15 protein-coding genes are annotated in these 17920 nt (G+C 59.8%); 11 read left to right on the plus strand and 4 right to left on the minus strand.

Features of this window, described 5'->3' with window-relative positions; all coding sequences use genetic code 11:
* Window positions 1-75: 75 nt before the first annotated feature.
* Complete coding sequence (locus HX814_RS20215; protein ID WP_177008764.1) at window positions 76-2502, plus strand: TonB-dependent receptor; 2427 nt, start codon at window positions 76-78, stop codon at window positions 2500-2502.
* Between the two features lie 101 nt (window positions 2503-2603).
* Window positions 2604-4064, plus strand: a complete 1461-nt coding sequence (gene dacB, locus HX814_RS20220) for a D-alanyl-D-alanine carboxypeptidase/D-alanyl-D-alanine-endopeptidase (RefSeq protein WP_177008765.1) — start codon at window positions 2604-2606, stop codon at window positions 4062-4064.
* Between the two features lie 135 nt (window positions 4065-4199).
* Here dacB and HX814_RS20225 read toward each other — a convergent pair whose 3' ends face one another.
* Window positions 4200-5075 carry a helix-turn-helix domain-containing protein gene (locus HX814_RS20225; protein ID WP_177008766.1) on the minus strand — a complete coding sequence of 292 codons (876 nt, stop codon included), beginning with the start codon at window positions 5073-5075 and terminating at the stop codon, window positions 4200-4202.
* A 137-nt stretch (window positions 5076-5212) separates the two neighbouring features.
* Between HX814_RS20225 and HX814_RS20230 the strand changes: the two genes are divergently transcribed.
* Entirely contained in the window at window positions 5213-6124 is a 912-nt protein-coding gene (locus HX814_RS20230) for a DMT family transporter (RefSeq protein ID WP_177008767.1), read from the plus strand.
* Between the two features lie 57 nt (window positions 6125-6181).
* Here HX814_RS20230 and norR read toward each other — a convergent pair whose 3' ends face one another.
* The gene (norR, locus tag HX814_RS20235; protein WP_087692812.1) at window positions 6182-7726 is read right to left on the minus strand and encodes a nitric oxide reductase transcriptional regulator NorR; all 1545 of its coding nucleotides are present in this window, start codon (window positions 7724-7726) and stop codon (window positions 6182-6184) included.
* A 147-nt stretch (window positions 7727-7873) separates the two neighbouring features.
* Here norR and hmpA point away from each other — a divergent pair, with 147 nt between their 5' ends.
* The 8 genes from hmpA to queC all read left to right on the plus strand — a co-directional run bounded on the left by hmpA (window position 7874) and on the right by queC (window position 16243).
* Window positions 7874-9055 (plus strand): NO-inducible flavohemoprotein, encoded by a 1182-nt coding sequence (gene hmpA, locus HX814_RS20240; RefSeq protein WP_102369858.1) that lies wholly within the window; start codon window positions 7874-7876, stop codon window positions 9053-9055.
* A gap of 260 nt (window positions 9056-9315) precedes the next feature.
* A complete protein-coding gene (locus HX814_RS20245) occupies window positions 9316-9822 on the plus strand; it encodes a disulfide bond formation protein B (protein ID WP_003216367.1) in 507 nt (168 codons plus the stop codon).
* Window positions 9823-10620: 798 nt separating this feature from the next.
* Window positions 10621-11562, plus strand: coding sequence for a ubiquinol oxidase subunit II (gene cyoA / locus HX814_RS20250; RefSeq protein WP_008435619.1), 942 nt, complete (start codon window positions 10621-10623; stop codon window positions 11560-11562).
* Between the two features lie 3 nt (window positions 11563-11565).
* A complete protein-coding gene (cyoB, locus tag HX814_RS20255) occupies window positions 11566-13584 on the plus strand; it encodes a cytochrome o ubiquinol oxidase subunit I (RefSeq protein WP_003216371.1) in 2019 nt (672 codons plus the stop codon).
* A 3-nt stretch (window positions 13585-13587) separates the two neighbouring features.
* On the plus strand, window positions 13588-14214 hold the full coding sequence (locus tag HX814_RS20260; protein ID WP_008435616.1) for a cytochrome o ubiquinol oxidase subunit III: 627 nt from the start codon (window positions 13588-13590) through the stop codon (window positions 14212-14214).
* A complete protein-coding gene (gene cyoD / locus HX814_RS20265) occupies window positions 14214-14549 on the plus strand; it encodes a cytochrome o ubiquinol oxidase subunit IV (RefSeq protein ID WP_003216374.1) in 336 nt (111 codons plus the stop codon). Before HX814_RS20260 ends, cyoD begins: the two co-directional genes overlap by 1 nt.
* 11 nt (window positions 14550-14560) lie before the next feature.
* Window positions 14561-15448, plus strand: a complete 888-nt coding sequence (gene cyoE, locus HX814_RS20270) for a heme o synthase (RefSeq protein WP_003216376.1) — start codon at window positions 14561-14563, stop codon at window positions 15446-15448.
* A gap of 102 nt (window positions 15449-15550) precedes the next feature.
* On the plus strand, window positions 15551-16243 hold the full coding sequence (gene queC / locus HX814_RS20275; RefSeq protein WP_003216378.1) for a 7-cyano-7-deazaguanine synthase QueC: 693 nt from the start codon (window positions 15551-15553) through the stop codon (window positions 16241-16243).
* A gap of 112 nt (window positions 16244-16355) precedes the next feature.
* Here queC and HX814_RS20280 read toward each other — a convergent pair whose 3' ends face one another.
* Entirely contained in the window at window positions 16356-17252 is an 897-nt protein-coding gene (locus HX814_RS20280) for a queuosine precursor transporter (RefSeq protein WP_177008768.1), read from the minus strand.
* Window positions 17239-17844, minus strand: a complete 606-nt coding sequence (locus tag HX814_RS20285) for a helix-turn-helix transcriptional regulator (RefSeq protein ID WP_003216382.1) — start codon at window positions 17842-17844, stop codon at window positions 17239-17241. Before HX814_RS20285 ends, HX814_RS20280 begins: the two co-directional genes overlap by 14 nt.
* Window positions 17845-17920 lie beyond the last annotated feature (76 nt).

Genomic DNA, 17920 nt, shown 5'->3' on the forward strand with positions numbered 1-17920 from the left:
GTCGGCCATCCGTGTAGTGCTTGAAACTGCGATTAATTCGCATTAACAGCGTTTTTTACACACGGGTTCTCAAGCATGAAGTCCAGGGCAACGTCGGCGGGTTCGGTTAAACATTGGCTGGGAGCCTCGGTATTGGCAGTTTCGGGGCTGGCGCTGTTGCCCCTGGGCGTGGCGCAGGCGGCCGAGGCGCAGCAGCAGAGCACGCTGTTCAACTTTGCCCTGGCCGCCAAGCCGCTGCCCCAGGCCTTGAGCGACTTCACCCGGGTGACCGGCATCAGCGTGGTCTACACCGACGAAGCGCCGTACGCCATCAAGGCCCCGGCCATCACCGGGCAGATGAGTGCGGCCCAGGCCATGCAACGCCTGCTGGGTAATTCCGGCTTCACCTTCCGCCAGATCGACGCCCGCACCCTGGCCCTGGAACCGCTGCCCACCGACGGCGCGCTGAACCTCGGCGCCACCACCATCAACGGTGCCGCCCTGGCCTCGGATACCACCAGCTATCAACCGCCGCCTACAAGTTCGGTGATGCGTTCCCACGGCCTGCTGCTGGAAACCCCACAGACTGTCAACGTTGTACCGGCCCAGGTGATGCGCGATCAACAGCCGCGCAACCTCGACGATGCCCTGGCCAACATCAGTGGCATCACCCAGGCCAACACCTTGGGCAGCACCCAGGACGCGGTGATGCTGCGGGGTTTTGGTGACAACCGAAACGGTTCGATCATGCAGGACGGCATGCCGCTGGTGCAGGGCCGCGCGCTGAATTCCACCGCCGAGCGCGTCGAAGTGCTCAAGGGCCCGTCGTCGTTGCTGTATGGCATCCAGGATCCGGGCGGCGTGGTCAATATCGTCAGCAAGAAACCCGAGCTGATCCAATCCACCTCGCTGACCGTGCGCGGCTCGACCTTTGGCGACGGCAAGAACGGCAGCGGCGGCAACCTCGACACCACAGGGCCCATCGGTGACAGCGGGTTGGCGTACCGCTTGATCGTCGATCACGAAGACGAAGATTACTGGCGCAACTACGGCACTCACCGCGAGAGCCTGATCGCACCGTCGCTGGCCTGGTACGGCGACAACACCAAGCTGTTGTTTGCCTATGAGCACCGGGAGTTTCTCTCGCCGTTCGACCGGGGCACCGCCATCGACCCCAAGACCAACCACCCGCTCAACATCCCGTCGACTCGCCGCCTGGACGAGCCCTTCAACAACATGGAAGGCCGCTCCGACCTGTACCGCTTCGAGGCCGACCACGATTTGAATGACGACTGGAAAGCCCACTTCGGCTACAGCTGGAACCGCGAGACCTACGACGCCAGCCAGGTGCGTGTGGTCAAGGTCAACGCCAATGGCACCCTGGCCCGCAGCATGGACGGCACCCAGGGCGCACTGACCACCGACCGCTTCGCCACCGCCAGCCTTGAAGGCAAGGTCAACGTCGCAGGCATGCAGCATGACCTGACCTTCGGCCTGGATGACGAATACCGCAAGATCTACCGGGCCGACCTGATCCGCCAGGCGCCCCGTGGCACGTTCAACTACAACGATCCGGTCTATGGCAATGAAGTGGCGGGCACCACCGTCAGCGCGCCGGACAGCAACCAGACGGACCTGCTGCGCAGCGACTCGCTGTTCCTGCAGGATGCGATCCACCTCACTGACCAGTGGATCCTGGTGGGCGGCGCGCGTTATCAGATGTACGACCAATACGCCGGCAAGGGTGTCCCGTTCACCGCCAACACCGACGGCAATGGCCAGAAGTGGGTGCCACGCGCGGGCCTGGTGTACCGCTACACTGACGAGCTGTCGTTCTATGGCAGCTACACCGAGTCGTTCAAGCCCAACTCCACCATCGCACCGCTGGCGAACAAAAGTGTGCTGGATGGCAGCCTTGAGCCGGAGCAGTCGAAGTCCTGGGAGTTGGGGACCAAGCTCGATATACCGGGGCGCATCACCGCCAGCGCCGCCCTGTTCAACATCGAAAAACGCAACGTGCTGGTGCAGGTCGGCGATGGCTTGACCTCGGTCTACAGCGTCGCCGGCAAAGTGCGCTCCCGAGGCCTGGAACTGGATGCCAGCGGCCAACTGACGGATAAGTGGAGCGTGATCGGCAGCTATGCCTACACCGATGCAGAGGTTACCGAAGACCCGGAATACAAAGGTAATCGCCTGCAAAACGTGGCGAAGAACACCGGCTCGCTGTCGGCGGTGTATGACTTCGGCAGCATTCTCGGTGGCGACCAACTGCGGGTCGGCGCCGGGGCACGTTATGTCGGCGAGCGAGCAGGGGACGCGGCCAACAGCTTCGAACTGCCGGGCTACACCGTGGCCGATGCGTTCGCCACCTATGACACTAAAATCGAGGGGCAGAAGGTCAAGTTCCAGCTCAACGTGAAGAACCTGTTTGACCGCACCTATTACACCTCGGCCGTGAACACCCAGTTCGTGTCCATCGGCGATGCGCGGCAGGTGTCGGTGTCCAGCACTCTGACGTTCTAAATTCGGCTACACCCTATGGCGCGGTAGCCGGCTGCCTCGCCATACGGTTGTCGAGCTGCTAGCGTGGCCGCCATTAATGACTTTGCGGGAACACGATAGCGATGCAGTTGGGACGATGGACACACACCGGCGGGCTGCTGCTGGGCTTGAGCTTGTTGCTGGGCGGTTGCGCCACGGCGCCGAAAACTTCCACCAGCGCCAGCCTCGACCAGTTGCTGGCCGACCCGGCACTGCACGGCGCCAGCGTATCGCTGATGGTGCGTGATGCCCGCAGCGGCAACACGCTCTACCAGCACAACCCACGCACACGGCTGAGCCCGGCTTCGAGCCTCAAGCTGTTGACCACTGCGGCGGCGATGGATGTGCTGGGGCCGCAGTATCGGTTTTCCACGCAACTGTTGAGCGACGGCATCCGCCAGGGCGCGGTGCTTGACGGTAACCTCTACCTGCGCGGCCTGGGCGACCCGACGATCCAGTGGGCGGATTACCAGGCGCTGGCGGCCAACCTGGCGCAGCAGGGCATCCGGCAGGTGCGGGGCGACCTGGTGTTCGACGACACGTTCTTCGACGCCGAGCGCCTGGGCACCGACTGGTCCCAGGACGATGAAAGCACCTACTACGGCGCGCAGATTTCGGCGCTGACGGTGTCGCCCAATGACGACTTTGATGCGGGCTCCCTGCTGGTCACGGCCAGGGCGCCGGTCGTGGCAGGGCGCCCGGTGACGGTGGAGATCAGCCCGGCTACCGATTACGTGCAGCTCAGCAACCGTGCGGTCAGCGGCGCAGGCAACAGCTATGGAATCAATCGCCAGCACGGCACCAACCTGTTGCGCCTCAGTGGCGCGTTGGCGCCGGGCAGGCAGAGCCCGCAACTGGTCAGTGTGTGGGAGCCGACGCAACTGGTGGCCAACCTGTTTGAACAGGCCTTGGCGCAGCAGGGGATTGTCGTGCAGGGGCGTCGGATGATCGGGGGTGTGACGCCGACCACGGCGACGGTGCTCGCGCTGCATGAGTCGGCGCCGTTGCAGGAACTGATCACGCCGTTGCTCAAGCTTTCCAATAACAACATGTCTGAAGCCTTGCTCAAGAGCATGGGGCGCAAGACCGTGAATGCCGGTACGGCGCCTGCCGGTGTGGCGGCGGTGGCCGGGTTCCTGAAGCGTCAGGGGATTGATACGGCGACGTTGAACCAGGTGGACGGTTCAGGGTTGTCCAGGCGTAACCTGGTGTCGTCGCAGAACCTCACGGATGTGCTGCTGGCCGCCAGCAAACAGCCCTGGTTCAACGCCTGGTACAACGCGTTGCCGGTTGCCGGTAATCCGCAGCGACTGGTGGGCGGCAGCCTGCGTTACCGCCTGCGGGGCAGCGCTGCGGAAAACAACCTGCACGGCAAGACCGGCTCCATGAGTGGCGTGTCGTCGTTGACTGGGTATGTCACCGATGCCAATGGGCGCAAGCTGGTGTTTTCGATGGTGACCAACAATTACGTGGTCGCAGGCGCGCGGGTCAAGGCGCTGGAAAACCGCCTGGCCACGGCACTGGCCAACAGCACGGACTATTGAGCACCGAAGATCAAAGGTGGGAGCGGGCTTGCTCGCGAATGCGCTGGTTCAGTCAGTACATGTGTTGACTGTCACACCGCTTTCGCGAGCAAGCCCGCTCCCACATTGGACCTGTGCTGTCAGGCAGATTGCATTTCAAGGCAGGAACGCCTGCCGGTATTCACCAGGGGTGGCGCCCATCGCCTGGCGGAACCGGTTGGTAAAGTGGCTCGCGCTGGAAAATCCGCACGCCAGGGCAATCTCGCCCAGCGGCAACGACCCACCCCGCAACAACTCCCGGGCGCGGGCCAGGCGCCGCGCCAGCAGATATTGATGGGGCGGCAGTCCAAAACTCTCGCGAAACATCCGCGCAAAGTGGTACTCCGACAACGCACACAAGCCTGCCAACTGCCCCAGGCTGATCGGCTCCGCCAGTTGCTGGTCGATGTGCTCCACCAGTTGCCGGCGCTGGTGGGCGGCCAGCCCGCCTTTCAAACGCAAACCCTCGCGCATCCCCACCTGGCTGAGCAAGGTATGGCTGAGCATCTCATGGGCCAGGCTGCTGGTCAGCAGGCGTTCGCCGGGCTCTTTCCAGTTCAGGCTGATCAACTGGTGAAAACGCCGGGCCTGCCGCGCATCGTCGAGGAAGGTGCTCTCGCGCAGTTGCAACTCGCGGGGTTCGCGGTCCAGCAAGGTGACGCAGCCCAGGGCGAATTGCTCGGGGCTGAAATACACGTGGGCCAGGCGGATTTCGCCGTTGATCACCCAGGCCGACTGATGCTCGGCCGGCAAGATGCACAGCTTGTCCGGGCCGCCCTTGGTGCCGGGCTGGTCGCGGCGAAAGGTGCCGGTGCCACCGCCGATGTAGCAGGACAAGGTGTGGTGGTCGGGGGCTTCGTAATCCTGGGCGTCGTGATGGTTGCTCCACAAGGCTGCAGACAAGCCGTCACCGAGCTCGGCGCACAGCTCGAGGCGAGCGTTGGGCGAACGGTTGAGGGATTGAAAGACTTGCAGGGTTTCCAGTGGCGGCATATTCGTACTCTCTGACGGCTTGCATCCTACTCCCCGCGGCGGCGGCTGTGATCCCGGCAGCCGACAAAAGCGCAAGAATGTGCAAGAGACCTGGTGCCGCCAGGGGCGAAACTGTGGCTCAACCCTCGGAGCCCGCCATGAACCTTTTCCTGTATTTACTCACCGTACTGATCTGGGGCACCACCTGGATTGCCCTCAAGTGGCAACTGGGCGTGGTGGCGATTCCGGTGTCCATCGTCTATCGCTTTGGCCTCGCGGCGCTGGTGCTGTTCGTGATGCTGCTGCTCAGCCGCAAGCTGCAGGTGATGAACCGGCGCGGGCATCTGATCTGCCTGGCCCAGGGCCTGTGCCTGTTTTGCGTCAACTTCATGTGCTTCCTGACCGCCAGCCAGTGGATTCCCAGCGGCCTGGTGGCGGTGGTGTTCTCGACGGCCACCTTGTGGAACGCGCTGAACGCCCGGGTGTTCTTCGGGCAGAAGGTCGCACGCAATGTGTTGATGGGCGGCGGCCTTGGCTTGCTGGGCCTCGGGCTGTTGTTCTGGCCGGAACTGGTAGGGCACACCGCCAGCCCGCAAACCTTGTTCGGCCTGGGTTTGGCGCTGCTCGGTACGATGTGTTTCTCGGCGGGCAATATGCTGTCGAGCCTGCAGCAGAAGGCCGGCCTCAAGCCACTGACCACCAATGCCTGGGGCATGGCCTATGGTGCGTCGATGCTGGCGATGTACTGCGCGGTGCAGGGCATTCCGTTCGACATGGAATGGAACAGCCGGTACATCGGTTCGCTGCTGTACCTGGTGATCCCGGGTTCGGTGATTGGCTTTACCGCCTACCTGACCCTGGTCGGGCGCATGGGGCCGGAGCGGGCGGCGTATTGCACCGTGCTGTTCCCGGTGGTGGCGTTGAACGTCTCGGCGTTTGCCGAGGGCTATCAGTGGACGGCGCCGGCGTTGGCGGGGTTGGTGCTGGTGATGCTGGGGAATGTGTTGGTGTTTCGCAAGCCCAAGGCTGGCGCGCCGATCAATCCAATCTACAAGGCGAAGCAGGTTTAGTGTGGGGGGCTCGACAGCTCCCACATTTGATCTCCTTTACCTGAGAATCACCGTTCATTACTTCAGGCCCAGGCGCTTGGCCATTCGTCCCAGGTTGGCCCGGTCCAGGCCCAGCTCGCGGGCGGCACTGGCCCAGTTGTGCTGGTGGCGTTCCAGGCAGGCGCTGATGACCTGGCGCTGGTAGTTCTCGGTGGCCAGGCGCAGGTCGCCGGTGACGTCCGGCACGGGGTCGGGCTGCGCTTCGAGCGGTGGCGCGGTGGCGTTCGGCAAGTCCAGATCCGCCGCGCTGAGGCTGAGAATCTTCGGGCGCTCCCGGCAGTTACCCAGGGCTTTCAAGGCGCTGCGGCCGATCAAGTGTTCCAGTTCGCGCACATTCCCCGGCCAGGTATAAGCCAGCAGTGCCGCCTGGGCATCGCTGGTCAGGCGCAGGCTGCCCAGGCCCATGCGTGAGCGGTTCTGTTCAAGGAAAAAGCCCGCCAGCAACAGCACATCGCGACCGCGCTCACGCAGCGCCGGGACTTGCAACGGGTACACACTCAAACGGTGATAAAAGTCGGCACGATAGCGGCCGCTGCGTACTTCTTCGGCCAGATCCCGGTTAGTGGCAGCGATCAGGCGCACATCCACCTGGTGCTCCTTGTCAGACCCCAGGCGCTGCAACTGGCCACTTTGCAGCACCCGCAGCAGCTTGGCCTGCACGGTGAGGGACAACTCGCCCACTTCATCAAGAAACAGCGTGCCGCCATTCGCCAGCTCGAACTTGCCCCGGCGTTCGTTGAGCGCGCCGGTAAACGCCCCGCGCACGTGGCCGAACAGTTCGCTTTCCACCAGGGTTTCCGGCAGGGCGGCGCAGTTGAGGCTGATCAGCGGTTTCTCGGCGCGGTTTGATGCAGCATGGATCGCCTGGGCCACCAGCTCCTTGCCCACGCCGGTCTCGCCGGTGATCAATACCGTCAGGTCACTGCCACCCACCAGGTTGATTTCTTCCACCAGGCGTTTGTGGCTCTTGCTCTGGCCGATCATTTCCTTGTGCTGCTGGCCGCTGGCCTGGCGGTAGATTTCGGCGCGCTGGTGTTCGTCTTCGGCACGCAGGGCCAGGCGTTCAATGCGTTCAGCGACATTGACGGTGGCGGCGGCGAGACTGGCGAAGGCTTGCAGGGCGTCCAGTTCCACCCGTTCGAAGCGCTCGGTATCCAGGGCGTCGAGGGTCAGCAGGCCCCAGGGCCGGTCGTCGACAAACAGCGGGCAGCCCATGCAGTCGTGGACTTCCAGATGCCCGTGCAGGCCATCCACCAGGCCGTCATAGGGGTCGGGCAGTTCGCTGTCGCTGTCAAAGCGGGTAGGGCCGGGGCTGCTGAGCAGCACGGCGAAACGCGGATGTTCGCTGACCTTGAAGCGCCGGCCGAGGGTGTCGGTGCTCAAGCCATCCACCGCCAGCGGCACCAGCCATTCGCCGTCGAGGCGCAGCAGGGCGGCCGCGTCGCAGGGTAGCAGGGCGCGCATGGCCTGGAGCAGGCGCCGGTAACGCTCGCCTTCGGGCAACTCGCGGGACAGGTCGGCGACCAGGGGCAGCAGGGTGGTGAGCAGCGGCTTCGCAGTCATAATGACTCCTTGTAGTCATAGTGACTATATAACGTAGGAAGTCATACTGACTACATTAATATTAAGCATTTGATTTATAAGGATTTATTGGTTGGCATGAATACTGAGTAGTAAAGGGTATTCAGTAAGAAGACTCAGGAGTCTGCCATGCTTAGTGCCCAAGACCGTGCCATCGTCAAATCCACCGTGCCCCTGCTGGAAAGTGGCGGCGAAGCCCTGATCACCCATTTCTACCGGATGATGCTGTCCGAATACCCAGAAGTACGTCCGCTGTTCAACCAGGCCCACCAGGCCAGCGGCGACCAGCCCCGGGCCTTGGCCAACGGCGTGCTGATGTACGCCCGGCATATCGACCAACTCGACCAGTTGGGCGATCTGGTGGCGAAGATCATCAACAAGCACGTGGCCCTGCAGATCCTGCCGGAGCATTACCCGATTGTCGGTACCTGCCTGCTGCGGGCAATTTCCGAAGTGCTGGGCAGCGAAATCGCCACCCCTGAAGTGATGAGTGCCTGGGGCGCCGCCTATGGCCAATTGGCCGACATCCTGATCGGTGCCGAGGCGGCTATCTATAAAGAGAAGGAACAAGCACCGGGCGGCTGGCGTGGCGCGCGGCCGTTCACCTTGGTCAAGCGTGTGGAGGAGAGCGCGGAAATTATCTCGTTTTACTTCGCGCCTGTGGATAACGGCCCGATCCTGGCCGCCGAGCCTGGGCAGTACATCGGCATGAAGCTGGTGCTGGAGGGCGAGGAAGTGCGCCGCAACTATTCCCTGTCGGCGCGTGGCGATTCGGGCCAGTACCGCATCAGCGTCAAGCGCGAAGCCGGTGGGCGGGTGTCGAACTACCTGCATGACCAGTTCCAGGTGGGTGCGACCATCGATCTGTTCCCGCCTTCGGGGGAGTTCACCCTGGCGGCCAGCGACAAGCCATTGGTGCTGATCAGCGGCGGCGTGGGCATCACGCCAACATTGCCGATGCTCGAAGCGGCGCTGGCCACCGAGCGTCCGGTTCACTTTATCCACTGCGCGCGTAATGGCGGCGTGCATGCGTTCCGCGAATGGGTGGACGGCCTGGCGGCGCAGCATCCACAGCTCAAGCGCTTCTATTGCTACGCCGAGGATGATGGCGTGAGCCCGGCGGCGGACAAGGTCGGGATGCTGAGCCAGGAGCAACTGGCGGCGTGGCTGCCGCAGGAGCGCGATGTGGATGCGTACTTCCTGGGGCCTAAAGGCTTCATGGCGGCGATCAAGCGTCACTTGAAGGCCCTGGGTGTGCCGGAAGCGCAGAGCCGGTATGAGTTCTTTGGGCCGGCGTCGGCTCTGGAATAACTTACTCGGTCAAAAATGTGGGAGCGGCGGTGCGACGATTCGACTTGCTCGCGAAGGCGGTGTATCAGGCACACATTCAGTGACTGACACTCCGCTTTCGCGAGCAAGCCCGCTCCCACATTTTGATCTCCATTTTCCCTGATTAATCTCCTGTTAATGCCTCCTGTTTAAACCTCCACACGCCAACTGCTCAACTTTCACCGTCCGCGTGTAAACTTGCGGCCATTGGCACAACCATCATTGGCTAAAGGGAAACGGGGATGATCGACGAATTGCGTTTGGGCAGGGAGCGACGCTTTCTGGTACTGCTGGGCATCATCTGCCTGGCGCTGATCGGCGGGGCGCTGTACATGCAGGTGGTGCTGGGCGAGGCCCCTTGCCCGCTGTGCATCCTGCAACGTTATGCCTTGCTGCTGATCGCGATCTTCGCCTTCATCGGTGCCGCCATGCGCACCACCCGCAGTGTCACGGTGTTTGAAGCACTGGTGACCCTCAGCGCCCTGGGGGGCGTCGCCGCTGCCGGCTATCACGTGTACATCCAATTCTTTCCGAAGGTCAGCTGCGGCATCGACGTGCTGCAACCGATTGTCGATGGCTTGCCGCTGGCCTCGGTATTTCCCCTGGGGTTCCAGGTCGACGGCTTCTGTGAGACGCCGTACCCGCCCGTGCTCGGCCTGTCCCTGGCCCAGTGGGCGCTGGTGGCCTTTGTGCTGACGGTGATCCTGGTGCCACTGGGCATTTACCGTAATCGCCAGGGCAACGCCTAAGCGGTTACAACTCAACGCCCCGGCCTTCCTCTAAAGAAGGCTGGGGCGTTTTTGTTTGTAGGCATTTGTGAAGAGGCCGTGACGCGGGGCAAGTTTGGGTGTGCGCAGCGTGCGACATGTTGTCACACGGAAGCTGTCGCAGGACGTTTCTGACGCTCGTAAACGCGCCATAAATTTGCATGAAGCGTCGTTTTATGGCTGTCAGTTCGTCGTCTGGCCGACGCCGCGAGTGGCGTGCGGTCGGCGACATTGCCCGATGTCCGAATGCCTTGTTTTTAGGGGACTTGGATCCGTTTTCGATGCCCTTACAGGCTGTAAGGGATGTGGCAGATTGCCCAATAACACGGCATTTTTTGTGGTTTTTGTAGAGAATCAAACGCGATACGATCGCGGACCTTTGCAATAATGGTGAAGGATTATTGCTGGAAACGATAAAAATTATTTCTGGATAAGACATGGTTTATACATCGCTAGCTAACTACAATCGCCCGCACTGAATGTCCGGTGCTGCTCACCCCTGAGCAAACTAGGGCGGTCGAGAAGCGGATGTAACGTTTCATGCGACCCCAGGTGCCGGCAGCCTTTCAACTATCCGCACCAAATGGAATTGGTCTGTAACAAGGCCTTTGACCAACGAATTCGAATAAGAACTCACCGCTAGCCCGGGACGTGTCGATTCGCGCAAGGTGCGACGGGCAGGCCCTTATTCAATCGAAGAGAAATGCCAACCCTTGGCAGGGTGAAGTGTTGGCGATCAAAACCCAACTGCATTGCGCAAGCTGCTTTAGAGGTCGTGAGATGAGTAAAAACAGGTACCCCCGATTACTAGGCTTTTTGCCGCTGCTTGGCATGATGTTAATGCTGGGAGGCTGCAAGTGGACCTTGCTCGACCCTAAAGGTCAGGTCGGTCTGGATCAACGCAACCTGATCATCACCGCCACCCTGCTGATGCTGTTGGTCGTGGTGCCCGTGATCATCATGACGTTCGCGTTCGCCTGGAAATACCGCGCGTCGAACACCAGCGCCACCTACGCGCCGAAGTGGTCGCACTCCACCAAGATTGAAATCGCGGTGTGGCTGGTGCCGATCCTCATCATCATCGCCCTGGGTTACATCACCTATAAGTCGACCCATGAGCTGGACCCGTACCGTCCGCTGGACTCCGACGTCAAGCCGATCAACATCGAAGTGGTCGCGCTGGACTGGAAGTGGCTGTTCATCTACCCGGACCTGGGTATCGCCACTGTGAACCAGATCCGGTTCCCGGAGAACACCCCGCTTAATTTCCGGATCACCTCCGACGCCGTGATGAACTCGTTCTTCATCCCTGCACTGGGTGGCCAGATCTACGCGATGGCAGGCATGCAGACCCGTCTGCACCTGATCGCGAACGAGAAAGCTGAAATGGAAGGCATCTCCGCCAACTACAGCGGTGCTGGCTTCACCGGCATGAAATTCAAAGCGATCTCGACGAGCCAGGAAGATTTCAACGCCTGGGTAGCCGAAGTCAAGGCCGCACCTAAACAGCTTGATCAAGCTGAATACGACGCCCTTGCCAAACCAAGCCAGAACAACCCAGTCGCCCTGTACTCCACGTACGAGCCGGACCTGTTTCAGAAAATCGTCGACAAGTACGAAGGTATGAAGCCAGGCAAGCCGATCGAGCACGAGAAGAAAGAAGTGGCCGCGGTTGAAGGTTCTGACACGGGCTCGCATTCAACTGCTGGGGCAGAGGAGTAAACGATGTTTGGTAAATTAAGTTGGGATGCGGTCCCGTTCCACGAGCCGATCGTGATGGTGACCATCGCCATGATCGCGCTGGGTGGTCTGGCACTGTTTGCAGGTATCACTTACTTCAAGAAGTGGACCTACCTGTGGACCGAGTGGCTGACTTCGGTCGACCACAAGAAAATCGGCGTCATGTACGTCATCGTTGCCATGGTCATGCTGCTGCGTGGTTTTGCCGACGCCATCATGATGCGTACCCAGTTGGCCATGGCCACCGAGGGTTCGCCTGGCTACCTGCCTCCTGAACACTATGACCAGATCTTCACCGCCCACGGTGTGATCATGATCATCTTCATGGCGATGCCTTTCTTCACCGGCCTGATGAACCTTGCCTTGCCGCTGCAGATCGGTGCGCGTGACGTTGCGTTCCCGTTCCTGAACTCCCTGAGCTTCTGGCTGCTGGTATCCGGCGTAGTGCTGATCAACCTGTCCCTGGGCGTCGGCGAATTCGCCAAGACCGGTTGGGTTGCGTATCCGCCATTGTCGGGCCTGGCCTACAGTCCGGGCGTGGGTGTGGATTACTACATCTGGGCGCTACAGTTATCAGGACTCGGGACGACACTGACGGGGGTCAACTTCCTGGCCACCGTCTTGAAAATGCGCGCCCCTGGCATGAAGCTGATGGACATGCCGATCTTCACCTGGACCTGCACCTGGGCCAACGTACTGATCGTTGCATCGTTCCCGATCCTGGCTGCAACCATGGCGTTGCTGTCGCTTGACCGTTACCTGGATTTCCACATTTTCACCAATGAACTTGGTGGCAATCCAATGATGTACGTGAACCTGTTCTGGGCATGGGGTCACCCTGAGGTGTACATCCTGATCCTGCCAGCGTTCGGTATCTTCTCTGAAGTGATCTCGACCTTCTCGGGCAAGCGCCTGTTCGGTCACCACTCGATGATCTACGCCTCGGGCGCGATCTCGGTACTGGGCTTCATGGTTTGGCTGCACCACTTCTTCACCATGGGTTCGGGGGCCAGCGTCAACGCGTTCTTCGGACTGGCGACGATGCTGATTTCCATCCCGACGGGGGTGAAGCTATTTAACTGGCTATTCACCATCTATCACGGTCGTCTGCGTATCACCAGCCAGGTTCTGTGGACCCTGGGCTTCATGGTGACCTTCGCGATCGGCGGCATGACCGGCGTACTGCTGGCTATCCCGGGTGCTGACTTCGTACTGCACAACAGCCTGTTCGTAATTGCTCACTTCCATAACGTGATCATCGGCGGCGCAGTATTCGGCTACATCGCAGGTTTCAGCTTCTACTTCCCGAAAGCGTTCGGCTTCAAGCTGCACGAAGGCTGGGGCAAGGCTGCATTCTGGTTCTGGATCTCGGGCTTCTTCGTCGCGTTCATGCCGCTCTACGCTCTGGGCTTCATGGGCATGACCCGTCGTCTGAACGCCACGACCAACCCTGAGTGGGTACCGTACCTGTACGTTGCCATGGTGGGTGCACTGATGATCGCTGTGGGTATCGCCTGCCAGCTGATCCAGCTGTATGTCAGCGTGCGTGATCGCAAGCAGAACATGTGCGAATCCGGCGACCCATGGAATGCACACACCCTGGAATGGTCGACTTCGTCGCCACCGCCGTTCTACAACTTTGCCGTACTGCCGAAGGCTGACAGCATCGATCCGTTCACCGAAGCCAAGGAAGACGGTACTGCGTACCAGAAGCCTGCGCGTTACGAACCGATCCACATGCCTAACAACACCGCTACCGGCGTTGTGATGGGCGCGCTGTTGACCGTGTTCGGTTTCGCGATGATCTGGCACATCTGGTGGCTGGCCATCGTGAGCCTGGTGGGCACCATCGGCTACTTCATCGTTCACGCTGCCCGTGATGACCAAGGCTACATGGTGCCGGTCGACGTGATCGAACGCATCGAAGCCGAGCAACACGCTCGCCTGGTTGCCGAGAAGAAGATCCCGGCCAACCGTGTTGAAACCTCGTTGGAACAGGCTTAAACCATGTCGAACTTAGTGACCAATGCTGGACACGCCCATGTCGATGACCATGGGCACGATGACCATCACCACGACTCGGGGCCAATGACCGTATTCGGTTTCTGGCTCTACCTGATGACCGACTGCATCTTGTTTGCGTCGATCTTCGCGGTGTACGCGGTACTGGTAAACAACGTAGCGGGTGGCCCGTCGGGCCACGACATCTTCGAACTGCCTTACGTGCTCGGCGAAACCGCCTTGCTGTTGTTCAGCTCGATCACCTACGGCTTCGCCATGCTGGCCTTCTACAAGGGCAGCAAGAAAGGCGTCCTGAGCTGGTTGGCACTGACCTTCCTGTTCGGCCTGGGCTTCATCGGCATGGAGGTCAACGAGTTCCACCTGCTGATCTCCGAAGGTTACGGCCCGCACCGTAGCGGCTTCCTGTCGGCGTTCTTCACGCTGGTAGGCACCCACGGTCTGCACGTGACTGCCGGTCTGATCTGGATGGCGACCATGATGTATCAGGTCAACAAACATGGCCTGACCAACACCAACAAGACTCGCCTGAGCTGCCTGAGCCTGTTCTGGCACTTCCTGGACGTGGTCTGGATCTGCGTCTTCACCGTTGTCTACCTGATGGGGACTCTGTAATGGCTAATGCACATTCCCATGACAGCCATGATGACAGCCACGGCAGCGTCAAGTCGTACGCCATTGGCTTCATCCTGTCGGTCATCCTGACGCTGATCCCGTTCGGCCTGGTGATGTACCCAACCTTGCCGAAGTCGATCACCTTGATGATCGTCCTGGCGTTCGCGGTGATCCAGGTCCTGGTTCACCTGGTGTACTTCCTGCACCTGGACCGCTCGAAGGCTCAGCGCGATAACGTGATTGCGTTCGTGTTCGCAGGTTTGGTGATCCTCCTGCTGGTTGGCCTGTCGGTATGGATCATGTTCAGCATCCATACGTTCATGATGGCGAAGTGAGGTAAGACCCGATGTCGCTTAAGCACTTTATCCAAATCACCAAACCGGGGATCATTTTCGGTAACGTGCTTTCTGTGGCAGGCGGTTTCTTCCTGGCCTCCAAGGGGCATGTCGATCTGGCCATTTTCCTGGCTGCGATGATCGGCACGTCCCTGGTGGTAGCTTCCGGTTGTGTATTCAACAACTGCATCGACCGCGATATCGACATCAAGATGGAACGCACCAAGAATCGTGTGCTGGTCCAGGGCCTTATCTCCCTGAAACTGGCACTGATCTTCGCGACCATCCTGGGTATCGCCGGCGTGGTGTTGCTGTACAAGGTGGCCAACCCGCTGGCGGCGCTGTTTGCCGTGATCGGCTTCGTCATCTACGTCGGCTTCTACAGCCTGTACCTCAAGCGCAAGTCGGTTCACGGCACGCTGGTGGGCAGTCTGTCGGGGGCGATGCCGCCGGTGATTGGTTATGTGGCTGTGACCAATAGCTTCGACATGGCCGCGTTGGTGCTACTGGTGATGTTCAGCCTGTGGCAGATGCCGCACTCCTATGCCATCGCGATCTTCCGCTTCAACGACTACCTGGCTGCCTCGATTCCGGTTCTTCCGGTCAAGCGTGGCATCAAGGTCGCCAAGAAACACATCCTGCTCTACATCCTGGCCTTCCTCGTGGCGACCTTGATGTTGACCTTCAGTGGCTACGCCGGCATGAGCTACCTCGCCGTTGCCGCCGCCATGGGCATGTACTGGTTGTACATGGCCTGGACCGGCTACAAGGCGGTGGATGACACCGTCTGGGCACGCAAGCTGTTCGTCTTCTCGATCTTCACCATCACCGCCTTGAGCGTGATGATGTCCCTGGATTTCCAGGTGCCGAAAGAGTTGCTGCTGACGTACGCTCACTGAGTGATCGAGCAGTAAAAAACCCCGCCTTCGAAAGAAGCGCGGGGTTTTTTATTGAGGGGCCTTTAAACTATGCCAAATCTTACAAATGCAGGAAGCAGCGTGATGAGTAAAAAAGCCGTTATCGTATTCAGTGGTGGGCAGGATTCGACCACCTGCCTGATCCAGGCACTGGCGCTGTATGACGAGGTGCACTGCATTACCTTCGATTATGGCCAGCGCCATGTGGCGGAAATCGAAGTCGCACAGAAACTCGCCAAACAGCTGGGCGCCACTGTTCACAAAGTGATGGACGTGTCGCTGTTGAACGAGCTGGCCATCAGCAGCCTGACCCGCGACAACATTCCGGTACCCACGGTGAACAGCTCGGGCGAGAGTTTGCCGAGCACCTTCGTGCCAGGCAGGAACATTCTGTTTCTGACCCTCGCGGCGATCTACGCCTACCAGGTCAAGGCGGAAACGGTGATCACCGGGGTGTGTGAAACCGACTTCTCCGGCTATCCCGATTGCCGGGACGAGTTCGTCAAGGCGCTGAACAAAGCGCTGCAACTGGGCATGGAATACGACGTGCGCCTGGAAACGCCGTTGATGTGGCTGAACAAGGCCGAGACCTGGGCCCTGGCGGACGATCACCAGCAGCTGGACCTGATCCGCAACCAGACCCTGACCTGCTACAACGGCATTATCGGTACGGGTTGTGGCAACTGCGACGCGTGCAACCTGCGCGCACGTGGCCTGAACGACTACCTCGAAAACAAGGCAGCCGTCATGCAGAGCCTGAAAAGCAAACTGGCGTGATGTCGATCGTTCCCACGCTCCGCGTGGGCACGCATCCCGTGACGCTCCGCGTCACAAAGGCGGACGCGGAGCGTCCAAGGCGGCATTCCCACGCAGAGCGTGGGAACGATCATCAGCTGGCGTGCGGTTGGGCCTGGGTATCGCCCGTGATGTAGCGCTTGAACAGCGAGCGGGCGCCATAGGCCGGCAGGATGTTGATGAAGGCAAAGCAGACCTTGATCGCGATCTGCACGTAGATCATGTTCAGGATGTCGCTGGTCTGCATGGCGCCGTAGAACGCGATGAAGCAGAACAGGAAACTGTCGATGATCACCGCGAAGAACGTACTCAGGAAAATCCGCAGGAACAGGTACCTGGAATTGGTCAGCTCCTTGATCTTGCACAGCAGGTACGAGTTGATGTTCTCCGACACCAGGAACGAAACCGAAGAGGCGATGAGCACCGACGACACCTGAATGATCACGTCGTTGTAAGGCCCGTCGAGCTTCCAGCCTGGCAAACCGGGGAGGAAGGTCGAGCCGTAGAGCAGGATGATGATCATCGCGTTACTGGCAAACGCAAACAGGATGGCCCGTCTCGCCAGCCGCAGGCCGAACTGTTCGTTGAGCAAGTCCACGATCAGAAACGTCAGCGGGTAAAGGAACGTGCCGGGCGTGACGATAATGCCCAGCGACTCCAGGTAAATAGGTTTGGTCGCGGCGATGCTGGTGAAGATATAGAACGTAAAGAGCAGCAGGTTCAGGATGATGTAAATCATCCATGAGTTCTCGTTGCGGTCGTTGAGGTCGTACGCGGTCAGCGCTCCGCCCTGTGAGTAGAACTTCTTGTACATGTTCTTGACTTCCATTTTATTTAAATTGTCCATGATTTCGCTGTTCAGCACTTCGCTCAGCTTTATCCGAATGATCTTGCCCGTGGCGATCACCATGATCACCGCCAGGCTCTTGTCATTCTCGAACCCCAGCAACTTGTATTTGCTGTTCTCGACTTCGTGCTCATACGTTGTCATTGAAGCGCTCCTCGATGATATCTCCCACCACACAGATACGATCCGAGCTGACACACGCTTGATCCGTGATAAATAGTTTTTTGCTGAGCCTGTCGTACACCAACTTTTCCTTGTCGTCGCTCGACGTCCCTTTCTGCACGATCAACAAATCGCCCGGCTCGTTGACGCCGGCAATCGCATGTTCCAGCAGCACGGCTATCAAGTTGTAGGAAGTGCCGAAGTAGTAGGTCAGCGGGTACAGCGTGGCGAGTTCGCCAATGCGCTTGTCCATGCTCGCCATGACCTGGCTTTGCTTGATGATCGGCACGGCAGCAGGGTTCATGTTGCCCTGGGGGGAAATACTGCTGTCGATGATCTCTTTTTCTTCGAAGTCGAGGGTCTCGATTTCTTCATAGGAAACGCCGAAGAAATCCGAGATCTTGCGGATGGTGGACTGCTGTACGTTAACGACCTTGCCTTCCAGAATGTTGTAGATCGTGGTTCTGGTCAGGCCGGCCGCGTTGCACAACGACAGCTGCGTCTCTCCGCGGCTTTTGATCAGGTATTTGATATTGCTCTTCAAATACTCGGTGCGTTCTTTTCTGTGAATCAAATGCCCACCACTTCCTTATGTTCTACACAGAGCGTCCATGTTGCGCTGGGGGTGCGTGCTTCGCCGCGGCGCGAAG

Origin of the sequence: Pseudomonas sp. C8002 (assembly GCF_013385765.1) — a bacterium.
Lineage (GTDB): Bacteria > Pseudomonadota > Gammaproteobacteria > Pseudomonadales > Pseudomonadaceae > Aquipseudomonas.

Bases quoted from the DNA above. Each gene is read 5' to 3' on its own strand.
- HX814_RS20225 (WP_177008766.1), bottom strand. From the start codon at position 5,075: ATGCCGCCACTGGAAACCCTGCAAGTCTTTCAATCCCTCAACCGTTCG.
- cyoB (WP_003216371.1), top strand. From the start codon at position 11,566: ATGTTTGGTAAATTAAGTTGGGATGCGGTCCCGTTCCACGAGCCGATC.
- HX814_RS20215 (WP_177008764.1), top strand. From the start codon at position 76: ATGAAGTCCAGGGCAACGTCGGCGGGTTCGGTTAAACATTGGCTGGGA.
- cyoE (WP_003216376.1), top strand. From the start codon at position 14,561: ATGTCGCTTAAGCACTTTATCCAAATCACCAAACCGGGGATCATTTTC.
- HX814_RS20245 (WP_003216367.1), top strand. From the start codon at position 9,316: ATGATCGACGAATTGCGTTTGGGCAGGGAGCGACGCTTTCTGGTACTG.
- HX814_RS20280 (WP_177008768.1), bottom strand. From the start codon at position 17,252: ATGACAACGTATGAGCACGAAGTCGAGAACAGCAAATACAAGTTGCTG.
- HX814_RS20260 (WP_008435616.1), top strand. From the start codon at position 13,588: ATGTCGAACTTAGTGACCAATGCTGGACACGCCCATGTCGATGACCAT.
- cyoA (WP_008435619.1), top strand. From the start codon at position 10,621: ATGAGTAAAAACAGGTACCCCCGATTACTAGGCTTTTTGCCGCTGCTT.
- cyoD (WP_003216374.1), top strand. From the start codon at position 14,214: ATGGCTAATGCACATTCCCATGACAGCCATGATGACAGCCACGGCAGC.
- dacB (WP_177008765.1), top strand. From the start codon at position 2,604: ATGCAGTTGGGACGATGGACACACACCGGCGGGCTGCTGCTGGGCTTG.
- HX814_RS20230 (WP_177008767.1), top strand. From the start codon at position 5,213: ATGAACCTTTTCCTGTATTTACTCACCGTACTGATCTGGGGCACCACC.
- hmpA (WP_102369858.1), top strand. From the start codon at position 7,874: ATGCTTAGTGCCCAAGACCGTGCCATCGTCAAATCCACCGTGCCCCTG.
- queC (WP_003216378.1), top strand. From the start codon at position 15,551: ATGAGTAAAAAAGCCGTTATCGTATTCAGTGGTGGGCAGGATTCGACC.
- norR (WP_087692812.1), bottom strand. From the start codon at position 7,726: ATGACTGCGAAGCCGCTGCTCACCACCCTGCTGCCCCTGGTCGCCGAC.